Genomic DNA, 23,845 nt, shown 5'->3' on the forward strand with positions numbered 1-23,845 from the left:
GGATAATATAGCGATCAGTCTCGACCTAAGCCTAAACCACCGCTATAATGCGGCGTTTTGAAATTATGGGTCCTTATTATTGAGGACAACGGCCTCGCCACTGCGGGCCGCTATCAACCCATTGTTTACGTAAGTAAATTGTCAGCAGGGTGCTGACTATAGCCGAGGTAATAAAATGCAGGTTTCAGTAGAAACAACTCAGGGCTTGGAGCGTCGTGTTACGATTTCGATTGACGCTGCACAAATCGAACAACAAATTGAGCAAGCGCTTCAAGAAGAATCACGTCGCGCACGTATCGATGGTTTCCGCCCTGGTAAAGTGCCAGTGAGTGTCATCAAAAAACGCTACGGTGCAGCCGTACGTCAAGATGTAACTGGTCAAGCAATGCAGCGTTCATTCTACGAAGCTATCATTCAAGAGAAACTAAACCCAGCTGGAGCGCCAGCTCTTCAACCTGGTGAGACGACTGATGGTGAGTTTAGCTTCACTGCTACTTTTGAAATTTTCCCAGAAGTTGAAGTTAAAGGCTTAGACGCAATCGAAGTTGAGAAGAAAGTTGCACAAGTTAACGATAAAGACGTTGATGCAATGATCGATACTTTGCGTAAGCAACAAGCTGCTTGGAAAGAAACCAAGGGCATGATTAAAAATGAGTTTCGTGTAAACCTAGACTTTTTAGGTAAGATCGACGGTGAAGAGTTCGAAGGCGGCAAAGCAGAAGCTTTTGATCTTGAAATGGGCGCAGGCCGTATGATTCCTGGTTTTGAAGATGGTGTTTTAGGTAAGAAAGTTGGTGACGAGTTTGTTATCGAAGTTAACTTCCCTGAAGATTACCATGCAGAACAACTGAAAGGAAAAGCTGCAACTTTCGATATTAAAGTAAATAAAGTTGAAAAACCTGAACTTGCGGAAGTCAACGAAGAATTTGTTAAGTTGTTCGGGATCGAGTCTGGTGAACTGGATGCGTTAAAAGCTGAGATCCGTAAGAACATGGAGCGCGAGCTAGAGCAAACGCTTAAAACGGGTGTGAAAGAGCAAGTTATTTCTGGTTTGTTAGAGCAAAACCCAATTGAAGTTCCTGCTGCACTGGTTTCTCAAGAAGTAGAGCAATTACGTAAGCAAGCCATGCAACGTTTTGGTGAAAATGCACAAAATGCGCCAGAGCTTCCGGATGAGTTGTTCACAGAGCAAGCACAACGCCGAGTGAGTACTGGTCTGTTATTAGGTGAGTTAATTAAGGTTAACGAACTGAAAGCTGATGATGAAAAAGTGAAAGCACATATCGCTTCTTTTGCCTCTGCGTACGAAGATCCAACAGAGGTTTTAGAGTACTATGCTAAGAACGAAGAGTTAATGAACAACATTCGTAATGTAGTATTAGAAGAGCAAGCGATTGAATTTGTACTTGAACAAGCTAAAGTAACTGAAAATGAAGTCGCTTTTGATGAAATCATGAACAAACAAGGTGCAAACTAAGTTCTAATTTGACTTAAGCACCTTTATCTCGCATATAATGGCTCGTATGTACTACATACGAGCCATTTTTTTAAAGGAAGAGCGCATCAATGTCTAAAGAAGTTAATCAGTCTGCATTCGACCCCATGGCAGCTTTGGTGCCAATGGTTATTGAGCAAACCTCTAAAGGGGAGCGTTCTTATGATATCTATTCTCGCTTATTAAAAGATCGCGTGATCTTTTTAACTGGCCAAGTAGAAGATCACATGGCCAATTTAGTGGTTGCACAGTTGTTGTTCCTCGAGTCAGAAAGTCCAGAAAAAGATATTTTCATTTATATTAATTCACCTGGTGGTTCTATTAGTGCAGGTATGGCCATCTACGATACCATGCAGTTTATTAAGCCTAACATTAGTACCGTGTGTATGGGGATGGCAGCCAGCATGGGAGCATTTTTGTTGGCTGGAGGGGCCAAGGGTAAGCGTTATTGTTTGCCGAATGCTAAGGTGATGATCCACCAACCTCTTGGTGGTTATCAAGGTCAGGCCTCGGATATTGAAATTCATGCAAATGAGATCATCAAAACAAAACGTCGTATGAATGAGTTGTTGGCCGAGCATACTGGGCAAAGTTTTGATACTATCGCTGCAGACACCGATCGCGATAACTATATGACAGCAGAACAAGCCAAAGAATATGGTATCGTCGACGATATCTTTGCGCGTCGTGAATAGGCTATAGTCAATTCTCGGTCTGTTTAGATAAGAACATAGTGAAAATAGCATTCTCAGCAGTTTGATTTACACTGTAATTAAGGGCTGAACTGCTAAATAGTTTGAGGTTAGCGAATGACAGATAAGCGCAAAGGTGATGGAGATAGTAGTAAACTACTGTATTGCTCCTTCTGCGGTAAAAGCCAGCATGAAGTGAGAAAGCTGATTGCCGGGCCTTCCGTTTATATTTGTGACGAATGTGTTGAATTATGTAATGACATTATTCGAGAAGAAATAAAAGAGATATCGCCGAAGAAAGAGGGTGATTCACTACCGGTTCCTAAGGAAATTAGAGCTCATCTTGACGACTATGTAATTGGTCAAGACCATGCGAAAAAAGTACTGGCGGTGGCGGTATATAATCACTACAAACGTTTACGTAATGGTGATGTCGCAGACGGTATTGAGCTTGGTAAAAGCAACATCTTGCTGATTGGTCCAACTGGTAGTGGTAAAACATTATTAGCGGAAACTTTGGCTCGTTTGTTGGATGTACCATTTACGATGGCTGACGCAACCACCTTAACCGAAGCCGGTTATGTTGGGGAAGATGTTGAAAATATTATCCAAAAATTGCTGCAAAAATGTGATTACGACGTTGAAAAAGCGCAACGTGGGATAGTGTACATTGATGAAATTGATAAGATTTCACGTAAGTCGGATAACCCATCAATTACTCGTGATGTATCTGGTGAAGGTGTACAACAAGCCTTGCTTAAGTTGATCGAAGGCACTGTTGCTTCGGTTCCTCCGCAAGGTGGCCGAAAACATCCACAACAAGAGTTTTTGCAGGTAGACACCTCTAAGATTTTGTTTATTTGTGGTGGTGCGTTTGCTGGCTTAGATAAGGTGATTGAACAACGTGCTTCAACGGGTACCGGAATTGGTTTTGGAGCTGAAGTTAAAGGCGAAGCCGATAAACGCTCATTAAGTGAAACCTTCTCTAAAGTTGAGCCTGAAGATTTAGTCAAGTATGGTCTTATCCCCGAGTTTATTGGTCGTTTACCTGTGGTAGCTACCTTGACAGAGCTCGATCAAGAGGCTTTGATTCAGATCTTAAGCGAACCGAAGAATGCACTGACTAAACAGTATGGTGCTTTGTTTAAGTTGGAAGATGTTGAGCTGGAGTTTCGCGAAGACGCGTTACGAGCTATCGCTAATAAAGCGATGGAACGTAAAACAGGGGCTCGTGGCCTGCGCTCCATTGTTGAAGCCGTATTGCTGAATACTATGTATGATTTACCTTCGATTGATAATATCTCTAAGGTAGTGATTGATCAAACGGTGATCCAAGGTGAAAGCGATCCGATTTTGATCTACAGCAATGAAGATAAAGCAGCTAGCGCCGATTAATTCTGTGAGTCAACTTAAAATCTAAAAGCCAATCTTATGATTGGCTTTTTTTATGCCTAAATTGGTTGGTGATTAGTTTTTTTTTGCCAAATGAGTAGTAGGTTATGGCTAGGCATTTCAATTTTTTGTCGCAAAGTCATCGCAACGGTACTTGCCCACTGTTGCAGTTGCTCTAAGTCTCTCAAGCCTCCATAGCCCGCTTGTAGTAATTGGCGATCAAATGCTCGGTTGCTTTCGCTAGAATACTCTGCTGCTTGTTTAAAAGGACCATAATGAAAAAAGTGGCCCTGTTCGGGGAGGTATTGCCCGATGGCCAGATACATAGTTTTAACTACACGTTCTGTCATAATATGCGCAGTATTGGCTGTGTATACCGCATCCACGTCGCAGGGCCAAGAGTCTTCACCAACTTGATAACTTAGTGGCTTGGGTTGTTGAGTGAGTTGCATATGTTGCCGCCAGTAGTTAATGGCAGCAAGGTTAGGTTGTAGATCCGAGCACTGCCATATCAGGTGAGGACAGGCCGCAGCAAAGTGGGCTGCATGTTGGCCAGTACCAGACCCAATCTCTAGTATTGAATTATGGTGCTTGAGCCATGGTAATAGTTGCGCCAATATGGCTTGTTTGTTGTTCTCTGCCGCTTGGCTAAAAAAAGTCGCTGGATGTTGTTTACGGTTCATTGGGATGCTTATGTAAATAGGCTTGTTTGGCTAAGTTCTGCTTTTGAGTATTGTTTTTCATCGCAACTTTGTAATGCAAACCTGTTTTCGCGAGCATATGCGCGGCTACGGGGGCGGTGATTAATAAGAACATAGAAATTAACAGTTCTTTAAAACTCGGGTAGCTCTGCTCAATCCAAAAGAATAATAACGAAGCGAGTAGAATACAGCCGACACCTAGTGTACTTGCTTTGGTGGGGGCATGTAAGCGAGTAAAAAAATCAGGAAATTTGGCTAAACCAATTGAGCCGATTAACATAACGATCGCGCCCAATAGCACCAGTAAACTAATAATCATTTCTAGAAATATAGTCATATTTATGTCCTATTCGATAATATCGCCGCGCAGCAGATATTTGCAAAATGCTGAAGTACTCACGAAACCGAGGAGTGCGATGAGTAATGCTCCCTCATAATAGCTGGCAGAGCCTTGATATAGGCCGAGTAACACAATCAGCGCAATACTATTGATATACATGGTATCCACAGCGATGATCCGATCAGGTGTGGATGGGCCAATAATCAGGCGCCACGCATTGAGTGCTAAGGCACAGCAAATTAAGCCACTAGCAATTAAGATGGCGTAGGCTAACATTCAAAAATCTCCTTCAACGGGGCTTCATAACGTTGTTTAATTAATTTAATTAGCTGCTGCTCGTCTTCCAGATGCAATACGTGTACGTAGAGCCACTGCCTATCCTCGGATAACTCTAGACTCACTGTGCCAGGGGTTAGCGAAACACTGTTTGCTAAAATAGTGAGTGGTAAAGGTTCACGTAGTGAGAGAGGGATTGCGACAAAAGCAGGCTGCAATTGATGGTTACTTTGAACAATACGTTTTGCAACATCATAATTTGAGACGATGATGTCACCAATCAAACGCAGTATATAAAGCAATACTTTAAATGGTTTTTTGGAGACGGGCTCCTTTTCACTTAAAGGCGCAACGACCCAAGGAATCACAATCGCGAATACTGCTCCGAGTACCATGTGCCCACGACTAAAATCATGTAAAATTTGCCACACCAGCCATAGCAAAACACTGTGATAGGGGGTGGGGAACCAAAGGAATTGATGCTTGTTATTCATTATTTGGCGACCTCATTGAGTTGTTCAAGGCTTAAACCTGCATTGAGTTGCTCGGCAGCAAGTTTGGTATAATCCGTCACCGCGCTCCCAAAAATGACCATCAAGGGAAGTAGTCCGACTAACAAGGCAATGGCGAGGTATTGTAAAGGCTGGCCTGGTAAAGCGGTCGAGTTCTCGCCATTGGTTCGCCAAAATAGCGAGGTGCCGGCTCGTGATAAGGCGATTAGCGTAACTAGTCCGGCGATCAACATCAGCGGCCATACCCACAGCATTTGGTTTGTGCTACTTGCTGCTTGTAATATCAATGCTTTTCCGACAAACCCAGAGAGCGGCGGCATGCCAATCAGGGCTATGGCTAACAGGACAAAGATAAGGCCTAGCTTAGCAGATTGAGGCATTGCGCGAGCGCTCACAAAGCGATCTTCGGCTTTGCCTCGTTGTTGTTGAATCAGTCCTGCTAGTAGAAACATTGCGGCCCCTGCGAGGGTACTATGAAGTAAGTAGTAAATTCCTGCGGTGCTCGCTTGTACACTGTTTAAGGCGATAGTGACTAATAAAGTTCCGACAGATAGGATCACCAGGTTACTGCTTAGCACACGTAAGCTTTGGCTGGCTAATACGGCTATCGCTCCAATCGCAATGGTGCTTAAGGCGATCGGCCATAACCAAGGTAAGGCAATGTTGGCCAATTCGCCGGCTTGATTGCCAAACATCACACCGTGGATACGCCAAATACTGTAGATCCCCACTTTAGTCATAATGGCAAATAGTGCTGCCACTGGCGCGCTGGTGTTGGCATAAGCCTTCGGCAACCAAAAGTGCAGCGGTAGCATCGCCGCTTTTAGGCCAAATACAGCTAATAGTAACAGTGCGCCTGCTTTAGTTATGAGTAGTTGATTGGCGGATAATTGGGATAGTTTGTCTGCCATATCTGCAAGATTAAGCGTACCTAAGGTGCCATATAGGGTGCCTAAAGCAAATAAAAATAAAGACGAGCCAATTAAGTTTAAAAATACATAGTGAATGTTTGCCTGAGTACGCTGTTTGCCACCACCGTGAATCATTAGCGAATAGGATGCGATCAATAATATTTCAAAAAACACGAATAAGTTGAAGGCATCTCCGGTGAGAAAAGCACCGTTGATCCCCATCAGCTGAAACATGATTAGTGCATGAAAAAAAGCGCCGTTTCTATCTTCACCGGCACTGGCATAAAGTACCACCGCAAGGCCTAACACGGCACTTAGGCTGACTAACAATACCGAGAAGGCATCGGCGACTAATACAATCCCAAAGGGGGCAGACCAATCACCCAAGGCATAAACCTGAATGCCTTGGGTTTGTATTTTGCTTAACAAACAAATTGCGACTACGACCAGTAACAGGTTTGCAGCGATGGAAATCAAACGTTGTTTAGCTAAGGAGTTATTTAGGCCCGGAAATAGCAATATCACGCCAATCGTGAAGGGCAGTAATACCGGGAAAATAACGAGGTGATCAAATAGGCTCATTACGCTTTTTCCTCTGGGGCGAGTGGATCTACAGGTTCGGTTCCATCGACATGGTCATTGCCTAAATCGGCGCGTCCCCGCATGGCTAAAATGACCGCAAATGCGGTCATCGCAAAACCGATCACAATTGCGGTTAAGACCAAGGCTTGTGGCAGTGGGTCAGCATAGTGAGTACTCCCATTTAATACTGCTGGTGCGCCAATGGTTAAGCCGCCGCTGGCGAAGAGGAATAGGTTGACGGCGTAAGAGAGCAGGGTTAAGCCAATTACCAGAGTGAATGTGTGGCCGCGTAACATTAAGAAGATACCACAAGCGCTAATAAAGCCGACACAAACGGCATAGATAGTTTCCATTATCGTTCTCCTACCGTAAGTCGTTCTTTGGTGGTGTGTTTGCCAAGGTTAGCCAAAATCATCAGTGTGGCACCAATCACGGTGAGATAAACACCGAGGTCAAAAATCATCGCGCTGGTGAGTTCAAATTTGCCTATCCAAGGTAATGATACATAGTCAAACCAAGAGGTTAAGAAAGGGCGACCAAATAACCAGCTACCAAAGCCAGTGAGAGCGGCGATACTTAAACCGGCAGCAATCAGGAGATGGTAGTTTAAACTGACCCGTTTACTGATCCAATTTACACCGTGTGCAAGATATTGCTGAATGAGGGCTATTGAAGTAATTAAACCTGCGATGAACCCACCACCGGGTAGGTTGTGTCCACGCATAAAAATATAAGCGGAAATCAGTAAAAACAGCGGTAGCAAACTTTGTGATACCACCGAGAGCAGCAGCGGGTAGCGGTCACTGGCCCAAGCACGACCTTGGTAGTCTTTGCTACGCATCGAGAGTCGCATTCGCGCGATGAGTTTATAGATCCCTAAGGCCGCAATGCCTAATACGGTAATTTCACCGAAGGTATCAAAGCCGCGGAAATCGACCAAAATAACGTTCACCACGTTGGTTCCGCCTCCTCCTATTTTTGCATTATCAAGGAAGAATTGAGAGATGCTATCCAGAGGGTGGGTCATTAGAGCAAAGCAAATACTACCAATCACACAACCGAGTAATGAGGCCAGTATTAGGTCGCGAACAAAGTGACTCGGACGGTTTTTGCTGGTAGGGGTTTGTTGTGGGAAAAAATATAAACCTAGCAGAAGTAAAATAACGGTGACGATCTCTACCGACAATTGAGTGAGGGCTAAGTCGGGAGCGGAGAAATAAGCGAAGGTAATTGACACCACCAAACCGACCAAAGACAACATTAATAGGGCAATTAAGCGTAAGTGACTCCATATCACCGTGGCCAAAGAGCCAGCTATTAGTAGCACGGCGGCAATAATGAATGAGCCATTTAGCGGGTATTCAGCTTGTCCACCGCGAGTGGTCTCTAATTCAAGCAGCGGTGGGCCGATGAGTAACAGGGCAAAAAAGCATAAACAAAAAGCATACCGTTGTAACGAGCCGGACTCCAATACTCGGTTAAGCCGTTGTGCCCAATGAACGCAAGACTGAATCATGCCTTCAAATACGGCTTTAGCATCGATTTCTGGAAATAGTCCGTCAAAGCGAAACAAAGGCTTGCGGTTCAGATAAATCGATACGCCGCCAACAATTGCTAAGCCACTCATCAATAATGGCAGATTGAAGCCATGCCAAATCGCTAAGCTAAACGTAGGCAGCGGATGCTGCAAGACTGCAAACGAGGCACTGTTGAGTAGTTTTTCGATGGTGTAACCGGGGAAAATCCCAACTAATAGGCATAGCGCCACTAATACTTCTACTGGCACTCGCATATAGCGTGGCGGTTCGTGAGGTGTTTTACTTAACCCTTTCGGCTCACCATTAAAAAATACGTCATGAATGAAGCGTAATGAATAGGCGACAGCGAAGGCTCCGCCAATTGTCGCAAGCACCGGAATTAACCAAGAAAGCGAGCCCAAAATACTTTGATCGAGGGTCTCGGTAAAAAACATTTCTTTGGATAAAAAACCGTTGAGTAAAGGTACTCCAGCCATTGAAGCTGATGCAACCATCGCTAGGGTGGCGGTAATCGGCATATATTTCCATAAGCCATTGAGTTTTCGCATGTCTCGGGAGCCGGATTCATGGTCAATAATGCCGGCGGCCATAAACAACGACGCTTTAAAAATAGCATGGTTGATAATATGAAATACAGCTGCAATTGCCGCCAGTTCAGTGTTGAGTCCCAGCAATAATACAATCAAACCGAGGTGGCTAATGGTCGAGTAGGCGAGTAAACCTTTTAAATCGTGTTTAAATAATGCGGTATATGCCCCCAGTAACAGGGTGAATAGCCCCGTTAGTGATACCACTGCAAACCATACTTCGGTGCCAGCTAACACCGGATAAAAACGTGCTAATAAGAAGATACCAGCTTTAACCATGGTTGCTGAATGCAAATAAGCACTCACAGGTGTTGGCGCGGCCATGGCGTGAGGTAACCAAAAATGAAAGGGGAATTGTGCCGACTTGGTAAATGCACCGAGTAAAAATAATAGTAAAATGGTTAGGTAATAAGGGTGTTGTTGTACTAGTTCGGCGCTGTTTAAAACCACTTCTAGCTCGTAGCTACCTACGACTTGGCCAAGTAAGATAATGCCTGCTAATAGGGCTAATCCGCCCGCGCCAGTCACGGTCAACGCCATACGAGCGCCTTTTCGAGCATCACTATTATGCGACCAAAAACCAATCAGTAGGAATGAACTAATGCTGGTTAGCTCCCAAAAAAACCATAGCTGCAGCATATTATTGGACATCACAATACCGAGCATGGCGCTCATGAACATGATCAAATAGCTATAAAAGCGGCCAATGCTATCTTTTTCTGACAAGTAATAACGTGCGTATAGGATGACCAATAAGCCAATCCCCAGAATCAATAGGCTAAATAACACCGCGAGGCCGTCTAGACGAAAGGACAGTGACAAACCAAGCTGAGGGATCCAAGCAATGCTCTGGGTGAATAAATGTTCCGCGTATACTGCGGGTAAATCGAGTAAAATCAGGGTTAAGGCTAAAGCGGGTAATAGCGCGGTGGCAAGTGCACAAGCACTTCGGTTAAGTCTTGCGCTGAGTAGGGGAACAAAAATTCCCAAGATGGGCAAAAACGGTACCCAGAAATAGTGCATTAGCTGGTGGCTCCATTGGCTAGGTGTTAGATATTTATGACAAAATCATAGACACTATTGATTAGAATATCCACGCTTAGTTGTGTAGGGGGCAGATATACTCAAGGGTTTTAGTGAAAGTTGATGTTTTAATCATCACTCGGTCATGAGTCATATGAAAAAAGACGAAACCAGTGACAGGCATAGCGTAGGGAGGGGGAGTGAAGCAACATTTCCATCGCATATGGTACATCAGTATTGTTATTGTCAGCGGTTTGATTTTGTCTGTCAGAGCATCTGAATTGAAAGCTTGGGACTATCAACGTGCGCGTATCGAAGGCTTATTTGAGGCAATGGATCGAACCCATTTAGTGTTCATTCGTAATGGTACGGTGCATGACTCGCAACAAGCTGTCGCTCATTTAAGAATGAAACTAGATCGTGCTCAAAATAGTTGGTTTGCTCCAAATAAAGAGCAATGGACCGCGGAAATGTTTATCGACAAATTGGCTAGCAGGTCTTCATTCAGTGGTCAGCACTATTTGATTCGATTTGTCGACGGGCAACAAGTGGAAGCTGGCATTTGGCTATATCAACAACTTGCGATTTATGACGATCACAACAAAAGTAATTAAATTCAAGTTCTTACATGTAGTCGCTCAGACCAGGTCTGAGCGACTACATGTTATCTCTTCTTTGACGCAGCGAATTCAAAATGGCTACTGCATCGCTACATATTTGTTGTAGCACTGCTGCACTCTCATACACAATATCGACTGTGGTTATACCAATCTAACTCATTAACTGTTCATTCTTGTTGGCCTAAATCATCGCTAACTGCGTGTTGTATCTTGTCACTAGAACCTCTCGCTATTGCAGGTTATCGGCAGATTTATTCTGCGCCATAAGTTGATCGTATAATTAATTAGATTGGTATTCGTTCGCATTCACCTGGGATGCTTTAATGAGTCGGTACGATTTGCGAACGTTCAATGTCATCAGTCTTTCATTTGAAAGTTTTCTATTCTTTTCATCTGGTTATATTATGTTGAGTTCATTAATAACTATTTGCTCAGTGCTTAACTTAGATCCAAACTTTGTTTAAATCTCAAAATATTTTCTTAAAGCAAGGCGTGCCATGCAGATTGCTCATTTATTAAAACTTTATCTGTTTTTCGGTTTGATGTTTGGCACCCTTGTCTCTCCCACATCGGCGAGTCAGGATTTCTCTTCTTGCTCTCAGTTGGTGGTCACTGGAAATGCCGAATATCCCCCGATCTTATGGCGATCTCATGATCGAAAATTGCATGGCATCGCTATCGAGCTATTAGAGTTGGCGCTAATTGATACCGGGATCAAAGTTGTCGCTCGTGATCGAGGTGTATGGGGGCGAGCATTGAAAGAAGCTGAACATGGTAGTGTCGATATGATTGCGGGAGCTTTTAAAACCAATGCGCGTGTAAAATATTTGGATTACATTGAACCCCAATTTACCGATGTATTAAGTATGGTGTGGGTGAAGAAAGGTCACGATTTTCCTTTTCATCGTTGGCAAGATTTATTGGGTAAGCGTGGTGGTACCTTAGCTAATAATAGCTTTGGTCAAGCTTTCGACCAATATGCAAAATCTCATCTAAGCCTTTATGCTAGCGGCAGCGCAGAGCGTTCCTTTGAGATGTTAATGGCTGAACGGTTTGATTATTTCTTGTACGAGTTATACCAAGGTTTAGCCCTGTTGGAGTTGGCTGGGTTAAAGCAACAGGTGAGCGCGTTGCCAAGCCCGATCTCGGTAGAACCTCTGTATTTTGCTTTTTCTAAAAAATCCGCATGCAATACTCCGCGTTTAAAGCTACATTTGCAGCAGCATCTGAGTCAGCTGAGTGAGTTTAAGATCTTCGAACGTTTGTTTGATAAACATCTGCAATTGTGGCTCTCAGAACAATCGCAAAACAAACTGGCACTTTATTGAGCTTAAGCTCGGTTACCTTATGCTTACAGAGGGCTGTATGCATAAGGCTATTCTTGCGCCGTTATTTCTCACTCAGCGCAGCTTGCGAAAACACGATCCCAGACCAACCATTGGTCATAAATTGACGAATGTTTTGGTGATCGTTGCCATCGGGTGTATTCAGTACATCTTGATAGTACTCACCAAAAAGTGCCAAGCTTTGTTGCTCATCTAAACCTTGCTGTTTGGCAAAGGCAAAAATCTTACATGAACCAGAGTTTTCCCCGGCCGCATTATGTTGTTGACCATTGCTAAAAGCGCTTGGCGTAAAATCGTAAAGCGTGTCTATCAGCGTCATGCTGTCTGCAAAACGAATACTGTGTGGTGCTTGCGTGAGTTTGCTTATAAATTGGCCGAGTACTGGCTTCGTCATCTGTTATAACTTCCTATGATTGCTTGATTTAGGCTTTAGAGGGTCAAATGGTATTCACCTTAGAGGCTATCGTCACTAGGGTCAATGGGAAGACGTATTATGGATTACTGTCCTCTAGAATGATTTTTTTGCGCCCTGTTTAAAGGGGCGATAGTGTCATGCAGTTTTTTACTTAAGAGCGCGATGACAGCTTTGAAAGTTGTCACCAAAGATTGATTTAAGCTAAAAGTAACAGCGAAAATGCACGTCTTCGCGCGTCGCTAACGCCTTCGTTACCACTTCAAGCTCTTTTCCTTTGTTTCCAAGAATTTGCTATGCAACGAGTATCCAACACAAGCTCCATTGAGCCCGGGCTGACTCGATAACGAGTGAATGGTTCGCCGTGTTAGGACATTTTATGAAACTTCACTAACAAATAAACAATACACCGTTTAGTTGTTAGTGAAGTTGAAAGTGGCAGTGAACAGCTGATTTTCCTTTGTATAACCGCATCTTATGTCCGTTTCTTCGGTTCGCGGGTGTGTTGTCACTTCATTATTTTATCTCTAGAAAGTTGAAACACTGGTTCAATTCTTTTGTTCGGACATTATTTTGTGATCAAATCTGTGTTTTTGACACAAAATCTTTGTTTCAAAGGTGTTTGTGTTGACACAAAACGCGCCATATAGAAAGATTGCGCAAACGAAATAAAGATAAATCAACTAGAGAGAGGGTATTAAATGAAAGCATTAGCTCGTTTTGGTAAAAAATTTGGTGGTTATAAGATGATTGACGCACCAGTTCCAGTGTGTGGTCCTGATGATCTAATTGTTGAAATCAAAGCTGCAGCAATTTGCGGTGCTGATATGAAACATTACAAAGTTGATAGCGGTTCTGATGAGTTTAACTCAGTTCGTGGCCATGAATTTGCCGGTAAAATTGTTGAAGTTGGCAATAATGTTCAAGGTTGGGCGGTCGGTCAGCGTGTGGTATCCGATAACAGCGGACATGTATGTGGTGTTTGTCCTGCTTGTGAACAAGGTGATTTTCTGTGTTGTACAGAAAAAGTGAACTTGGGATTGGATAATAATAAATGGGGAGGAGGATTCTCAAAGTATTGTCTCGTCCCCGGAGAGATCCTCAACATTCATCGTCATGCGTTGTGGGAAATTCCTGAAGGGGTTGAATACGAAGAAGCATGTGTTCTTGATCCCATCTGTAATGCTTACAAGTCGATTGCTCAGCAGTCTAAGTTTTTGCCTGGGCAGGACATTGTGGTCATTGGAACTGGGCCATTAGGTTTATTTTCGGTTCAGATGGCTCGCATTATGGGGGCCGTTAATATCGTTGTTGTGGGACTTGAAGAAGACGCCGCCGTTCGCTTTGGGGTCGCGAAACAACTGGGTGCCACCGCTGTAGTAAATGCGTCGAGAGAGAATGTTGTCGAGCGCTGCCAGACCATATGTGGAAAAGATAATCTTGGTTTAGTGATTGAGTGCTCAGGTGCCAATATCGCCTTAAAACAATCCATTGAGATGCTACGGCCAAATGGTGAAGTGGTACGAGTCGGGATGGGTTTTGCGCCTTTAGATTTTTCCATTAATGACATTACGGCCTGGAATAAAAGCATCATTGGTCATATGGCTTATGACTCCACATCCTGGAGAAATGCTATCCGTTTGCTGGCTTCGGGGGCTATCCAAGTTAAACCAATGATTACTCATCGTATTGGCCTATCTGAGTGGGAAAAAGGGTTTGATGCGATGGTCGATAAAACCGCGATTAAAGTCATTATGACCTACGACTTTGATGAGTGACATAAGGCTAGTTTCTTTTAAATAGGAAGGAATAAACAAATGGAAAAAACGCTACCTCCCCATTGTGGGGCGAGATTAGACCGTCTACCGGATAGTCAATGGCATTTTAATATGTTTGCTATGGTCTCATTTGGATTACTTGTTTGTTGGAGCAATGCTGTTGGTGGGCTGATATTAGCGCATTTAAGGGAACTGGGTTGGACCGATAATAATTCTAGCGCAGTATTTTCTTCTATTACGACGGCAGGCATGTTCGCTGGCGCATTAATCGGCGGAATTATTGGTGACAGAATAGGAAGAAAGAAAAGCTTTTTGCTTTTTGAGGCGATTCATATTGTTTCCATGATCGTCGGTGCATGCGCATATAGCATGGATTTTCTTATCGCCTGTCGTTTTGTAATGGGTTTTGGCCTTGGTTCATTATTGGTCATGTTGTTTGCCGGATATACAGAGTATATGCCTGGTCGTAATCGAGGAACTTGGTCAAGCAGGGCCTCTTTTATAGGTAATTGGTCTTATCCGATTTGTTCGCTGATCGCCATGGGATTAACCCCATTACTGTCTGCTGAACTGAACTGGCGAGTACAATTATTAATCCCCGCTCTACTATCTATCGTTGCAACTTGGATTGCCTATAAAAAATTTCCAGAGTCTCCTCGTTGGCTAGAGTCCAAAGGTCGTTACGCTGAAGCAGAAGCAATCATGACGGATATTGAAGAAAAAGTGACGCTTCAAACTGGAAAACCTTTAGCTGAGCCAGAGATAAATACAGCGGTACAAAGCAAATCAAAAGAGTTGCCTTATTCAGCTTTATTAAAAGGTGTTTTATTGAAAAGGGTGATCTTAGGTTCCTTTGTACTTATCGCAATGAATGTTGTTCAGTATACGCTTATTAATTGGTTACCAACCATTTTCATGGAACAAGGTATTAATTTAAAAGACTCTATTGTTTTAAATACCATGAGTATGTTTGGCGCTCCATTCGGAATTTTTATTGCGATGCTAGTCATGGATAAAATTTCAAGAAAAACGATGGGCGTTGGTTTGTTATTAATCATCGCAGCCCTTGGATACGCATATTCTCTGCAAACAAGTATGTTCATGATTACATTGTTTGGATTCTTTTTAATCACCTTTGTATATATGTACGTTTGTTACGCGTCAGCGGTATATGTTCCCGAGATTTGGCCTACGGAAGCAAAATTACGGGGCTCAGGACTAACAAATTCAGTTGGTCGTATTAGCGGAATTATTGCGCCCTATGCAGTTGCAACGTTACTCACAAATTATGGTGTCTCGAGTGTATTTATTTTACTAGGGTCCGTATCTGTGCTGGTTGCCATCGTCATTTCTATTATGGGCGTCGAAACTAAAGGGGAATCTGTCGAAAATATAGGTATGGATGCTGTTACCAGCGAATCATAAATTTTGTGAGAGTTAAATATGAAAAATAAAAAAGCAGTATTAAAAACCCCAGGCGTTATGGAATTTATTCAAGCGGAAATTCCGGTGCCTAAAGATGATGAAGTTTTAATTAAGGTCGAATACGTTGGAATTTGTGGCTCTGATGTACATGGTTTTGAATCAGGCCCATTTATCCCACCCAAAGATCCGAATCAGGAGATAGGTCTCGGTCATGAATGTGCAGGAACAGTGGCCGCAGTCGGTCATAAAGTGACTAAATTTCAAATTGGCGACCGAGTAAATATTGAGCCTGGTGTGCCATGTGGTAAGTGTCGTTTTTGTCTAGAAGGCAAATATAACATTTGCCCTGATGTTGACTTTATGGCGACGCAGCCCAACTACCGTGGCGCGCTTGCAAACTATCTTTGTCATCCAGAAAGCTTCACTTACAAGTTACCAGATAATATGGACACCATGGAAGGCGCATTAGTTGAACCTGCGGCGGTAGGCATTCATGCCGCTATGTTGGCTGATGTTAAGCCGGGTAAAAAAATTGTTATTTTGGGCGCAGGTTGTATTGGTTTGATGACATTGCAAGCTTGTTTATGTATGGGCGCATCTGAAATTGTCGTGGTCGATGTTTTAGAAAAGCGTTTAGTCATGGCGCATGAACTCGGTGCTGCCGCAATCATTAATGGTGCAACAGAAGATACTGTCGAACGTGCTCAAGCTTTATTGGGTGAACTTGGCGCCGATATTGTTTTTGAAACTGCGGGGTCGCAAATCACAGTTAAACAAGCACCTCAACTGGTTATGCGTGGTGGCAAAATCATGATCGTCGGTACTGTTCCGGGTGACTCTGCGATTAACTTTTTAAAAATTAATCGGGAAGTCAGTATTCAAACGGTATTCCGCTATGCCAATCGCTATCCCGTCACGATTGAAGCCATCTCATCTGGAAAATTTAATGTTAAATCAATGGTGACACATATCTATGAATATGCAGATGTTCAAAGAGCTTTTGAAGAGTCGGTGAATAATAAAAAAGAAATCATTAAGGGGGTTATTAAGCTAATTGCTTGAGTCGGTGTGTCAATAAATAAAATCAATGGTGTAAATAAGAAGGGTTAATTAATTATGTTGTCAAGTGTTAAGTATTGGGAAGAAAAGGCACAGCGTGAGCATTACGCAATTCCTCATTTCAATGTTTGGAATGCTGAAATGTTGATGGGGGTCATGGATGCTGCTGAAGAGGCCAAATCGCCGGTAATTATCTCTTTTGGTACCGGATTTGTGGGGAATACTTCATTCGAGGATTTTGCTCATACGATGGTCTCTATGGCTGAGAAGGCCACCGTTCCGGTGATTACTCATTGGGACCACGGGCGCAGTATGGAGATTATTCATAATGCTTGGACGCATGGCATGAACTCACTGATGCGAGATGCATCAGCATATGATTTCGAAGAAAACATTCGTCTAACTAAAGAGGCGGTCGACTTTTTTCACCCACTAGGTGTCCCGATTGAAGCGGAGCTAGGGCATGTCGGCAGTGAGACGGTATACGAGGAGGCGCTTGCTAACTATCACTATACCGATCCATCACAGGCTGCTGAATTTGTTGAGCGTACTGCATGCGACTCGTTGGCCGTTGCCATTGGTAATCAGCATGGCGTATATACTTCCGAGCCAAAATTAAACTTTGATGTTATACAAAAAGTTCGTGATGCAGTGTCGGTTCCAATTATTCTGCATGGTGCCTCCGGAATTAGTGATGACGATATTAGCACTGCGATTTCTCTAGGGATCTCAAAAATTAATATTCATACAGAATTGTGTGAGGCGGCAATGGTTGCGGTGAAGAAAAATTGCAATCAACCATTTTTACATTTAGAGCGTGAAGTTCGTAAAGCGATTATGGGGCGTGCCTTAGAAAAAATTACATTGTTTGGTTCAGATGGAAAAGCGGAAGCCCTTGTATGAGTAATATTGATGTTATCTGTGTTGGTGCAGCTATTGTTGATATTCCTCTGCAGCCAGTGGATAAGAATATGTTCGATATTGATTCGTATCCTTTAGAACGAATTTCAATGACTATTGGTGGCGATGCAATCAATGAAGCAACGATTATTTCTCGTCTTGGGCATAAAACTGCATTAATAAGTCGAGTAGGTAATGATGCACCAGGAAATTTTATTCTTGAAGCATGTAATCGGGAAAGAATAGATATTGAAGATCTTGTCGTGGATGGGGATATTGATACTTCAATTAATGTCGGTTTGGTGACAAAGGATGGGGAGCGTACTTTTGTTACCAATCGAAATGGTAGTTTGTGGAAGCTTAATCTTAAGGATATAGATTTTTCACGTTTTAAACAGGCCAAATTATTATCTCTTGCAAGTATTTTTAATAGCCCATTACTAAATGGACACGCTTTGGTACAGATTTTCTCTGCAGCAAAAGCGGAAGGGTTAACTATTTGCGCCGATATGATTAAACCAAGGCTTAATGAGACGTTGGCGGATATCCGTGAGGCTCTGGCTTATGTTGATTACCTTTTCCCAAACTTTGAAGAAGCAAAATTACTAACTGGAGAAAGTGAGTTAGAGGGAATCGCGGATACATTTTTAGCGTGTGGTGTAAAAACGGTTGTGATTAAGACCGGAAAGCAAGGATGTTATATAAAAAATGCTGCTCAGACATTGCTTGTGCCTGCCGTTCAGGGGATTACAGCGATTGATACCATCGGCGCGGGAGACAACTTTGCATCAGGTTTTATATCTGGGATTTTGGAAGGTATGCCGCTAGCTGAGTGTGCTCGTTTCGCGAATGCAACCGCTGCGATATCGGTTCTGTACGTTGGCGCCACGACGGGTGTTACCCATAGAAAAATTGTTGAAGAATTGCTCAAAGAGTGCGAGGAGTATGCGTAATGATGAAAATGACCCCGTTGGGGAACAGCGGATTGAAGATCTCTAAAATGGGTCTTGGAACTTGGGCGATAGGCGGTGGCCCTGCATGGAATGGTGACCTCGATTATCAGGTATGTATTGATACCATTGTCGAAGCCCATAAATGCGGTATTAACCTTGTCGATACAGCACCTGGTTATAATTTTGGCAATAGCGAAGTGATTGTTGGTAAAGCATTGGCTCAGCTCAATCGAGAGGATGTTGTGATTGAGACTAAATGCGGCATCGTCTGGGAACGTAAGGGCAGTTTATTTAATAAAGTTGGTGAGCGTCAGCTTTATAAAAATCTATCGCCAGAGTCAATTCGCGAGGAAATTGAGACCAGTCTGAAGCGTCTGAATGTTGATTATGTTGATATTTATATGACGCATTGGCAGTCGGTTCCACCTTTCTTTACTCCTGTATCTGAAACAATGGAAGAGTTAAATAAACTTAAAAAAGAGGGGAAAATCAAAGCCATTGGTGCAGCCAATGTCGACATCGAGCATATTGAAACTTATCTCAAATATGGTGAGCTTGATATTGTTCAAGCCAAATATAGTCTGTTAGATAGAGAGGTTGAAGAAAAACTGCTTCCTTTATGTGAGCAACACGGAATTGTTTTACAGGTATATTCACCGCTGGAGCAAGGCCTGTTAACGGGGGATATTGAGCCCGACTATATTCCTACAGGCGCGCGAGCCAATAAGAAATGGTTTCAGAAAGAGAATATGGGCAAAGTGATCAATATGCTGAAGCAATGGCAGCCTTTATGCGAGAAATATCAGTGTTCTATTCCAACTCTCGCGTTAGCGTGGATATTGGCCCAAAGTAACAATATTTCGATTTTGACCGGTGCAACTTCACCAGAGCAGGTCAAAGAAAATGTGAAGGCAATGTCTATTCAACTGACTAAAGAAGATAGCTTATTGATTCGGAAAATGGCTGAAGCGCTGGATGACGGGCAGTAATCGTTGATAACACGAATACCTCTGTTTTTTTGGTAAACACGCATGTTTTTCTGTGATTCAAATACAATATTTTGCAAATAAATATAGTGAATGGCATACTTATTTGTATGTTTTATGGGAAGAAACAGAGGTAATCCAGTGTCAGCAAAAGATCGAATTCAGTCTATTAAACAAATGGTCACTAACGATAAAAAAGTTACCGTGGTGAATTTGAGTACTATTTTTAAGGTGACCGAAGAAACAATCCGTCGTGACCTTGAAAAGCTTGAAATGCAAGGTTTTATTACGCGTACTTATGGTGGTGCAGTTTTAAATGCGAACGGCATTATTGATAATGTTCATTTTTATAAAAGAACCAAGTCGCTCCATGAAGAAAAGCAGACTATTGCATTAAAGGCACAATCCTGCTTAGAAAATGTAACCACACTGGCGGCTGACTCAAGTACCACTGTGATGGAGTTTTTAAAACTTTTAAGAGATAGAAGTGACATCACAATCATGACTAATTCAGCGGAAGCTATTCATGAATTAGCGACCGCTGAGGTAAACCTTGTTTCCACTGGTGGTGAGTTAAATAAAACGTCGCTTTCTATGCAGGGTGTCATGACCAAAGAAGCTATTAGCAAACATCATGTCGATATTATGGTGATGAGTTGTAAAGGGCTTGATATGCAAAGTGGTGCGCTCGATTCTACGGCCGCGGAAGCAGATGTTAAAAAAGCAATGATCAAACAGGCATCTGAAGTTGTACTTTTGGTCGATCACTCTAAGTTTGAACGTAAGGCCTTTGTTAAATTGGTGAACTTTGACAATATAAATTATATTGTGACTGATAAATCTCCTGGGAATAAATGGATTGAGTTTTGCGACAAAAATAATATAAAGCTAATATTTTAATGTGATTGTTTAGGCGCCCCATCCTTAATGACTACATTGTTATATGTCTTAGTATGATTAGTTTATTAAAGCCGCGATTTGATTTCCATTTGTAAATAGAATAATGGTAATTTGGTTTGGCAATTTTATTAATAATAAAGTTGCCAGTAATCATGCTTGCTATTGGCTATAAATAATATATTCGTCAATAGCGTACAGAGGTATGTAATATGAATAATGTTGGCCATATAGGGGCGCGGCTAGACCGTATCCCTTTCTCAGTTTTTCATTACGAGATATTTGGTATTATTAGTATGAGCTTGTTATTTACCGGCTTTTTAAGTTATTCGGGAAATATCGTTTTGGCTGAGCTGGTGAGTAATGGCTGGTCGAATAATTACCTGAATGCCGCCTTCACCTCGGCCTTAATGGCGGGCTACTTTATCGGCTCTGTCGCCGGAGGGTTTATTGGCGATAAGCTTGGAAGGCGCAAAGCTTTTCGTATGAACTTACTCATCGTTGGTATATCAGCAATGGCGGCATCATTTTCTCCAGATATGTACTGGTTGATTATTTTCCGCTGTTTGATGGGGATCGGTATGGGTGCCCTGATCATGGTTGGTTATGCGTCTTTTGTTGAGTTCATCCCCGCTAACGTAAGGGGAAAGTGGTCTGCTAGGCTTTCTTTCGTAGGGAATTGGTCACCTGTGATATCGGCGTTGATTGGCGCAGTTGTGATTTCATATTTTAGTTGGCGGTTGATGTTTTTGTTGGGTGGGGTATTGATGTTGATCGCTTGGTATTTATCCGCGAAATATTTTATCGAATCGCCACGATGGTTGGAAGGAAAAGGCAGGGGAGAGCAAGCTGAAAATAACTTACGGAATATTGAGTTACGGACAGAGATTAAAGAGAATATAAAACTTAGCCATTGTGAACGGGATAACTATTATTTAGAAAACGTTAGAGGAAGTGATTCATTTTGGAGCCTTTTCAAAGGAAGTATGTTAAGGCGAACATTAGTTGCCATTACCGTTCTGGTTGCGATGAATATATCTTTATATACGATCACGGTTTGGATCCCAACCATTTTTGTTAATTCTGGCATTGAAGTGACAAAATCAATTGTGATGACTTCGATGATTATGTTGGGCGCTCCTGCAGGTGTGTTTTTCGCTACTTTAACAATTGACAAATACCCTCGAAAACTTTTTGGCTCTAGTTTACTCATTATTATTGCGGTTATGGGATATTATTATTCGCTTCAAACGAGTGAATTAAAAATTATTGTATGCGGACTTGTGATGGTTTTTTTCCTTTATATGTATGTATGCTTTTCTTCGGCAGTTTATATTCCAGAGTTATGGCCAACGCATATGCGATTACGTGGATCTGGGCTTGTGAATGCTGTTGGCCGATTTGTTGCTGTTATTGCGCCTTATGGGGTGGCGATGCTGTTGACCGATTATGGCTCAAAAACGGTTTTTGTTGTATTAGGTGCTATTTTAATTTTATGCGCTTTTTTGTTGCTTGTTTTTGGTATCGAAACCAGAACGGTTTCGTTAGAAAAAATTTCTCAGTTATAGCTTGATTGGATAGACTTTCATCGTCCTCGTTGAGCGTGAAGTAAAATGACTGGTGACAACTAGCAGGGTCGTAAAGAGTCACTGAGTTTTATTTTTCAGTTCATTGACTATGAATCTGAAAGTAAAAACACTAAAGGTTGCCGGAGGCAGCCTTTTTTGGATACCGTTGTTTGATTTATTCAAACCTAGAATATATGTGTTTGTTAAAGATTTAATGGCAATGCGCAAGTTGGCATGGTGCGCTGACCCATTTTATAGTTCGTCGCCGGAAAATCTGGCGCTCCTCGCTTCGGCGATGCTGCAGTCGGTGAGATGCATGAGCTCGGCTAGTGTGATGTTGTGGTTTTCTTGCACTAATCGTTGTAGTTTCACAGCAACGGGCTCTAATTGCGCGCCATATTTCTGAAGCCCTTGTTCGATTTTGTGAATCAGATACGCACTGGCTGATGGTTGCTGTTGTTTAAGGGCTTGCGAGAGTTGTTGTAATTGCGGTGCTTCGCCAGTCACTAGCCAGTTTCTTGAGCGGCGAATACGTTTAATTTGACAGCTATAAATTAAGGCGACTTGTTTGGCGAGTTTGACTTCGTTGCCACCGATTTGGCGGATTAAGGAAGGCAGTTGGATATCAATTGTGGTATCGGTCATCGATAGAATTCTGCATGCAATTCAATTTAAATTCAAATTTCTGTCCTTTGGCTTGGCGTGAATAGTTACTGCGCTGGCCGGTTTGGATGATTCGATAATATGCTCACCGATAAAAATCACTGAGTTTAGTGTTTTTGTCGGTGAGTGATACTTTTTAGGCGAGTGTTAGGTTTTGCATTTTTTGCTGGAAGTCCAGTAGCGGATCGAGAGAAAAGTCTGCTTCTACCGAAAAAGTAAAGTCTCTAAATTGAGTTTGTACTTGTAATGTTTTTAGGTAGCTGAAACGAGGGTGCTCACCGAGAGACATGCCTTTGATGAGTCGCCAAGGGATGAACAAATGCTCAACATGATAATCGGTACGTTTTTCTCGAATGATATCGGTCCCCCAATTTGAGATCATTAGATCATGGCCATCACTCATAAATAATACGTCTTGCATTTTGTATCTAAACAGCCGAGCTAATAAGTGCTGGAAGCCTTTGGTCAGTTCTTCGTCGAGGGAACGTGAGGCTTGAAAGGCTAATATACTCACGGGTTCGGTGATTGCTTCACGTTGTAAAAAATATTGATAGACCTGCAGTTTAGCCCCCTCAACGGGTTCGTGCTGAGTCAGCGCTAACGGCTGGCTATGTTGATGCATCGCCTCTCTGATGATGTGAAGTGCTTTGGCGGCAATGTTTACCGACACGAGGCTGTAGTCAATATGGATGCTGTGGTGCCTTGAAAACAGCTGCAAATGACAGGACAGTAAGTCACCGCTGTGAACTATATAGTTGATGTCGGCATAGTCCAGAGCCTGTTCTTGTAATTCTGCAGCCTTGTTGAAACTAAGTACGCGGATCCTGTTAGCCTCTAGAATCACCACACTTTGATACATCAGCATGCCTGGCTCTAGATCCCGCCGAGCTTGGTCTACCGGAACTTTGAAGCAATATTTTGCGGCTAAGATCGCTTGTTGGTAGTGCTCAAATTGCGGTGGAATGTCGATGAGCGCCTTTACCTCCATCATCCAAGGGCCATATCTTCGGTATTCAAGGGTTAATTTATCCATTGCCATTCTCCAAAACCATCAGTGGTGCGTTAAATGAACCTAGCAAGTTGCTTTAAGTTTAGTTCAAGCGCATTAAGATTGACGGGCTGGGTGTTTTGTCTGCAATTAGTCGACACAAGTTTGATCTAAATCGTCTACAGCGAGGCCATGAGTTTT

General features: G+C 42.7%; 23 protein-coding genes. 13 read left to right on the forward strand and 10 right to left on the reverse strand.

Annotated features, from left to right (window positions below; genetic code table 11):
• The first annotated feature begins 175 nt into the window (after positions 1–175).
• From tig to clpX, 3 genes are all read left to right on the forward strand, one after another.
• Positions 176–1,477, forward strand: a complete 1,302-nt coding sequence (gene tig, locus ACRRSX_RS07615; RefSeq protein WP_432453803.1) for a trigger factor — start codon at positions 176–178, stop codon at positions 1,475–1,477.
• Between the two features lie 89 nt (positions 1,478–1,566).
• Positions 1,567–2,190 (forward strand): ATP-dependent Clp endopeptidase proteolytic subunit ClpP, encoded by a 624-nt coding sequence (gene clpP / locus ACRRSX_RS07620; protein WP_432453802.1) that lies wholly within the window; start codon positions 1,567–1,569, stop codon positions 2,188–2,190.
• Positions 2,191–2,304: 114 nt separating this feature from the next.
• Positions 2,305–3,582 carry an ATP-dependent protease ATP-binding subunit ClpX gene (gene clpX / locus ACRRSX_RS07625; protein ID WP_432453801.1) on the forward strand — a complete coding sequence of 426 codons (1,278 nt, stop codon included), beginning with the start codon at positions 2,305–2,307 and terminating at the stop codon, positions 3,580–3,582.
• Between the two features lie 56 nt (positions 3,583–3,638).
• Here the strand turns inward: clpX and ACRRSX_RS07630 are convergent, their stop codons facing one another.
• Genes ACRRSX_RS07630 through ACRRSX_RS07660 form a run of 7 tightly spaced genes read right to left on the reverse strand, consistent with a single transcriptional unit; the run spans position 3,639 to position 10,049 of the window.
• Positions 3,639–4,262 (reverse strand): DUF938 domain-containing protein, encoded by a 624-nt coding sequence (locus ACRRSX_RS07630; RefSeq protein ID WP_432453800.1) that lies wholly within the window; start codon positions 4,260–4,262, stop codon positions 3,639–3,641.
• A complete protein-coding gene (locus ACRRSX_RS07635; protein ID WP_432453799.1) occupies positions 4,252–4,617 on the reverse strand; it encodes a Na+/H+ antiporter subunit G in 366 nt (121 codons plus the stop codon). The genes ACRRSX_RS07630 and ACRRSX_RS07635 overlap by 11 nt, the downstream gene beginning before the upstream one ends.
• A gap of 9 nt (positions 4,618–4,626) precedes the next feature.
• Positions 4,627–4,896 (reverse strand): K+/H+ antiporter subunit F, encoded by a 270-nt coding sequence (locus ACRRSX_RS07640; RefSeq protein ID WP_432453798.1) that lies wholly within the window; start codon positions 4,894–4,896, stop codon positions 4,627–4,629.
• Positions 4,890–5,390, reverse strand: a complete 501-nt coding sequence (locus tag ACRRSX_RS07645) for a Na+/H+ antiporter subunit E (protein WP_432453797.1) — start codon at positions 5,388–5,390, stop codon at positions 4,890–4,892. The genes ACRRSX_RS07640 and ACRRSX_RS07645 overlap by 7 nt, the downstream gene beginning before the upstream one ends.
• On the reverse strand, positions 5,390–6,901 hold the full coding sequence (locus tag ACRRSX_RS07650) for a monovalent cation/H+ antiporter subunit D (protein WP_432453796.1): 1,512 nt from the start codon (positions 6,899–6,901) through the stop codon (positions 5,390–5,392). Before ACRRSX_RS07650 ends, ACRRSX_RS07645 begins: the two co-directional genes overlap by 1 nt.
• Positions 6,901–7,254 (reverse strand): Na+/H+ antiporter subunit C, encoded by a 354-nt coding sequence (locus tag ACRRSX_RS07655; protein WP_432453795.1) that lies wholly within the window; start codon positions 7,252–7,254, stop codon positions 6,901–6,903. The genes ACRRSX_RS07650 and ACRRSX_RS07655 overlap by 1 nt, the downstream gene beginning before the upstream one ends.
• Positions 7,254–10,049: a monovalent cation/H+ antiporter subunit A gene (locus tag ACRRSX_RS07660; RefSeq protein ID WP_432453794.1), complete on the reverse strand. Its 2,796-nt coding sequence runs from the start codon at positions 10,047–10,049 to the stop codon at positions 7,254–7,256. The genes ACRRSX_RS07655 and ACRRSX_RS07660 overlap by 1 nt, the downstream gene beginning before the upstream one ends.
• Before the next feature lie 200 nt (positions 10,050–10,249).
• On the opposite strand from ACRRSX_RS07660, the gene ACRRSX_RS07665 reads away from it, so the two are divergent.
• A complete protein-coding gene (locus tag ACRRSX_RS07665; RefSeq protein ID WP_432453792.1) occupies positions 10,250–10,663 on the forward strand; it encodes a DUF5329 family protein in 414 nt (137 codons plus the stop codon).
• A gap of 503 nt (positions 10,664–11,166) precedes the next feature.
• On the forward strand, positions 11,167–11,997 hold the full coding sequence (locus ACRRSX_RS07670) for a substrate-binding periplasmic protein (RefSeq protein ID WP_432453791.1): 831 nt from the start codon (positions 11,167–11,169) through the stop codon (positions 11,995–11,997).
• Positions 11,998–12,058: 61 nt separating this feature from the next.
• On the opposite strand, the gene ACRRSX_RS07675 is transcribed toward ACRRSX_RS07670, so the two are convergent.
• Positions 12,059–12,409, reverse strand: a complete 351-nt coding sequence (locus ACRRSX_RS07675; protein WP_432453790.1) for a HopJ type III effector protein — start codon at positions 12,407–12,409, stop codon at positions 12,059–12,061.
• A gap of 719 nt (positions 12,410–13,128) precedes the next feature.
• Between ACRRSX_RS07675 and ACRRSX_RS07680 the strand changes: the two genes are divergently transcribed.
• The 8 genes from ACRRSX_RS07680 to ACRRSX_RS07715 all read left to right on the forward strand — a co-directional run bounded on the left by ACRRSX_RS07680 (position 13,129) and on the right by ACRRSX_RS07715 (position 21,993).
• A complete protein-coding gene (locus ACRRSX_RS07680; RefSeq protein WP_432453789.1) occupies positions 13,129–14,205 on the forward strand; it encodes a zinc-binding dehydrogenase in 1,077 nt (358 codons plus the stop codon).
• A gap of 39 nt (positions 14,206–14,244) precedes the next feature.
• Positions 14,245–15,630: an MFS transporter gene (locus ACRRSX_RS07685; RefSeq protein ID WP_432453788.1), complete on the forward strand. Its 1,386-nt coding sequence runs from the start codon at positions 14,245–14,247 to the stop codon at positions 15,628–15,630.
• 18 nt (positions 15,631–15,648) lie between these two features.
• The gene (locus ACRRSX_RS07690) at positions 15,649–16,692 is read left to right on the forward strand and encodes an NAD(P)-dependent alcohol dehydrogenase (RefSeq protein WP_432453787.1); all 1,044 of its coding nucleotides are present in this window, start codon (positions 15,649–15,651) and stop codon (positions 16,690–16,692) included.
• A 54-nt stretch (positions 16,693–16,746) separates the two neighbouring features.
• On the forward strand, positions 16,747–17,592 hold the full coding sequence (locus tag ACRRSX_RS07695; RefSeq protein ID WP_432453786.1) for a ketose-bisphosphate aldolase: 846 nt from the start codon (positions 16,747–16,749) through the stop codon (positions 17,590–17,592).
• On the forward strand, positions 17,589–18,542 hold the full coding sequence (locus ACRRSX_RS07700; RefSeq protein ID WP_432453784.1) for a carbohydrate kinase family protein: 954 nt from the start codon (positions 17,589–17,591) through the stop codon (positions 18,540–18,542). The genes ACRRSX_RS07695 and ACRRSX_RS07700 overlap by 4 nt, the downstream gene beginning before the upstream one ends.
• A complete protein-coding gene (ydjG, locus tag ACRRSX_RS07705) occupies positions 18,542–19,531 on the forward strand; it encodes an NADH-dependent methylglyoxal reductase (RefSeq protein WP_432453783.1) in 990 nt (329 codons plus the stop codon). The genes ACRRSX_RS07700 and ydjG overlap by 1 nt, the downstream gene beginning before the upstream one ends.
• A gap of 138 nt (positions 19,532–19,669) precedes the next feature.
• Positions 19,670–20,428 (forward strand): DeoR/GlpR family DNA-binding transcription regulator, encoded by a 759-nt coding sequence (locus ACRRSX_RS07710; RefSeq protein ID WP_432453782.1) that lies wholly within the window; start codon positions 19,670–19,672, stop codon positions 20,426–20,428.
• 209 nt (positions 20,429–20,637) lie between these two features.
• Positions 20,638–21,993: an MFS transporter gene (locus ACRRSX_RS07715; RefSeq protein ID WP_432453781.1), complete on the forward strand. Its 1,356-nt coding sequence runs from the start codon at positions 20,638–20,640 to the stop codon at positions 21,991–21,993.
• A 252-nt stretch (positions 21,994–22,245) separates the two neighbouring features.
• Here the strand turns inward: ACRRSX_RS07715 and ACRRSX_RS07720 are convergent, their stop codons facing one another.
• Positions 22,246–22,638, reverse strand: coding sequence for a ribosome recycling factor family protein (locus tag ACRRSX_RS07720; protein ID WP_432453780.1), 393 nt, complete (start codon positions 22,636–22,638; stop codon positions 22,246–22,248).
• 154 nt (positions 22,639–22,792) lie between these two features.
• Positions 22,793–23,689 carry a hypothetical protein gene (locus tag ACRRSX_RS07725; RefSeq protein WP_432453779.1) on the reverse strand — a complete coding sequence of 299 codons (897 nt, stop codon included), beginning with the start codon at positions 23,687–23,689 and terminating at the stop codon, positions 22,793–22,795.
• Positions 23,690–23,845 lie beyond the last annotated feature (156 nt).

Source organism: Agarivorans sp. QJM3NY_30, assembly GCF_050870855.2.
In the GTDB taxonomy this organism is placed as follows: domain Bacteria; phylum Pseudomonadota; class Gammaproteobacteria; order Enterobacterales; family Celerinatantimonadaceae; genus Agarivorans.

Coding starts and splice junctions, on each gene's coding strand:
- tig (WP_432453803.1), top strand. CDS start 176: ATGCAGGTTTCAGTAGAAACAACTCAGGGCTTGGAGCGTCGTGTTACG.
- clpP (WP_432453802.1), top strand. CDS start 1,567: ATGTCTAAAGAAGTTAATCAGTCTGCATTCGACCCCATGGCAGCTTTG.
- clpX (WP_432453801.1), top strand. CDS start 2,305: ATGACAGATAAGCGCAAAGGTGATGGAGATAGTAGTAAACTACTGTAT.
- ACRRSX_RS07630 (WP_432453800.1), bottom strand. CDS start 4,262: ATGAACCGTAAACAACATCCAGCGACTTTTTTTAGCCAAGCGGCAGAG.
- ACRRSX_RS07635 (WP_432453799.1), bottom strand. CDS start 4,617: ATGACTATATTTCTAGAAATGATTATTAGTTTACTGGTGCTATTGGGC.
- ACRRSX_RS07640 (WP_432453798.1), bottom strand. CDS start 4,896: ATGTTAGCCTACGCCATCTTAATTGCTAGTGGCTTAATTTGCTGTGCC.
- ACRRSX_RS07645 (WP_432453797.1), bottom strand. CDS start 5,390: ATGAATAACAAGCATCAATTCCTTTGGTTCCCCACCCCCTATCACAGT.
- ACRRSX_RS07650 (WP_432453796.1), bottom strand. CDS start 6,901: ATGAGCCTATTTGATCACCTCGTTATTTTCCCGGTATTACTGCCCTTC.
- ACRRSX_RS07655 (WP_432453795.1), bottom strand. CDS start 7,254: ATGGAAACTATCTATGCCGTTTGTGTCGGCTTTATTAGCGCTTGTGGT.
- ACRRSX_RS07660 (WP_432453794.1), bottom strand. CDS start 10,049: ATGCACTATTTCTGGGTACCGTTTTTGCCCATCTTGGGAATTTTTGTT.
- ACRRSX_RS07670 (WP_432453791.1), top strand. CDS start 11,167: ATGCAGATTGCTCATTTATTAAAACTTTATCTGTTTTTCGGTTTGATG.
- ACRRSX_RS07675 (WP_432453790.1), bottom strand. CDS start 12,409: ATGACGAAGCCAGTACTCGGCCAATTTATAAGCAAACTCACGCAAGCA.
- ACRRSX_RS07680 (WP_432453789.1), top strand. CDS start 13,129: ATGAAAGCATTAGCTCGTTTTGGTAAAAAATTTGGTGGTTATAAGATG.
- ACRRSX_RS07685 (WP_432453788.1), top strand. CDS start 14,245: ATGGAAAAAACGCTACCTCCCCATTGTGGGGCGAGATTAGACCGTCTA.
- ACRRSX_RS07690 (WP_432453787.1), top strand. CDS start 15,649: ATGAAAAATAAAAAAGCAGTATTAAAAACCCCAGGCGTTATGGAATTT.
- ACRRSX_RS07695 (WP_432453786.1), top strand. CDS start 16,747: ATGTTGTCAAGTGTTAAGTATTGGGAAGAAAAGGCACAGCGTGAGCAT.
- ACRRSX_RS07700 (WP_432453784.1), top strand. CDS start 17,589: ATGAGTAATATTGATGTTATCTGTGTTGGTGCAGCTATTGTTGATATT.
- ydjG (WP_432453783.1), top strand. CDS start 18,542: ATGATGAAAATGACCCCGTTGGGGAACAGCGGATTGAAGATCTCTAAA.
- ACRRSX_RS07715 (WP_432453781.1), top strand. CDS start 20,638: ATGAATAATGTTGGCCATATAGGGGCGCGGCTAGACCGTATCCCTTTC.
- ACRRSX_RS07720 (WP_432453780.1), bottom strand. CDS start 22,638: ATGACCGATACCACAATTGATATCCAACTGCCTTCCTTAATCCGCCAA.
- ACRRSX_RS07725 (WP_432453779.1), bottom strand. CDS start 23,689: ATGGATAAATTAACCCTTGAATACCGAAGATATGGCCCTTGGATGATG.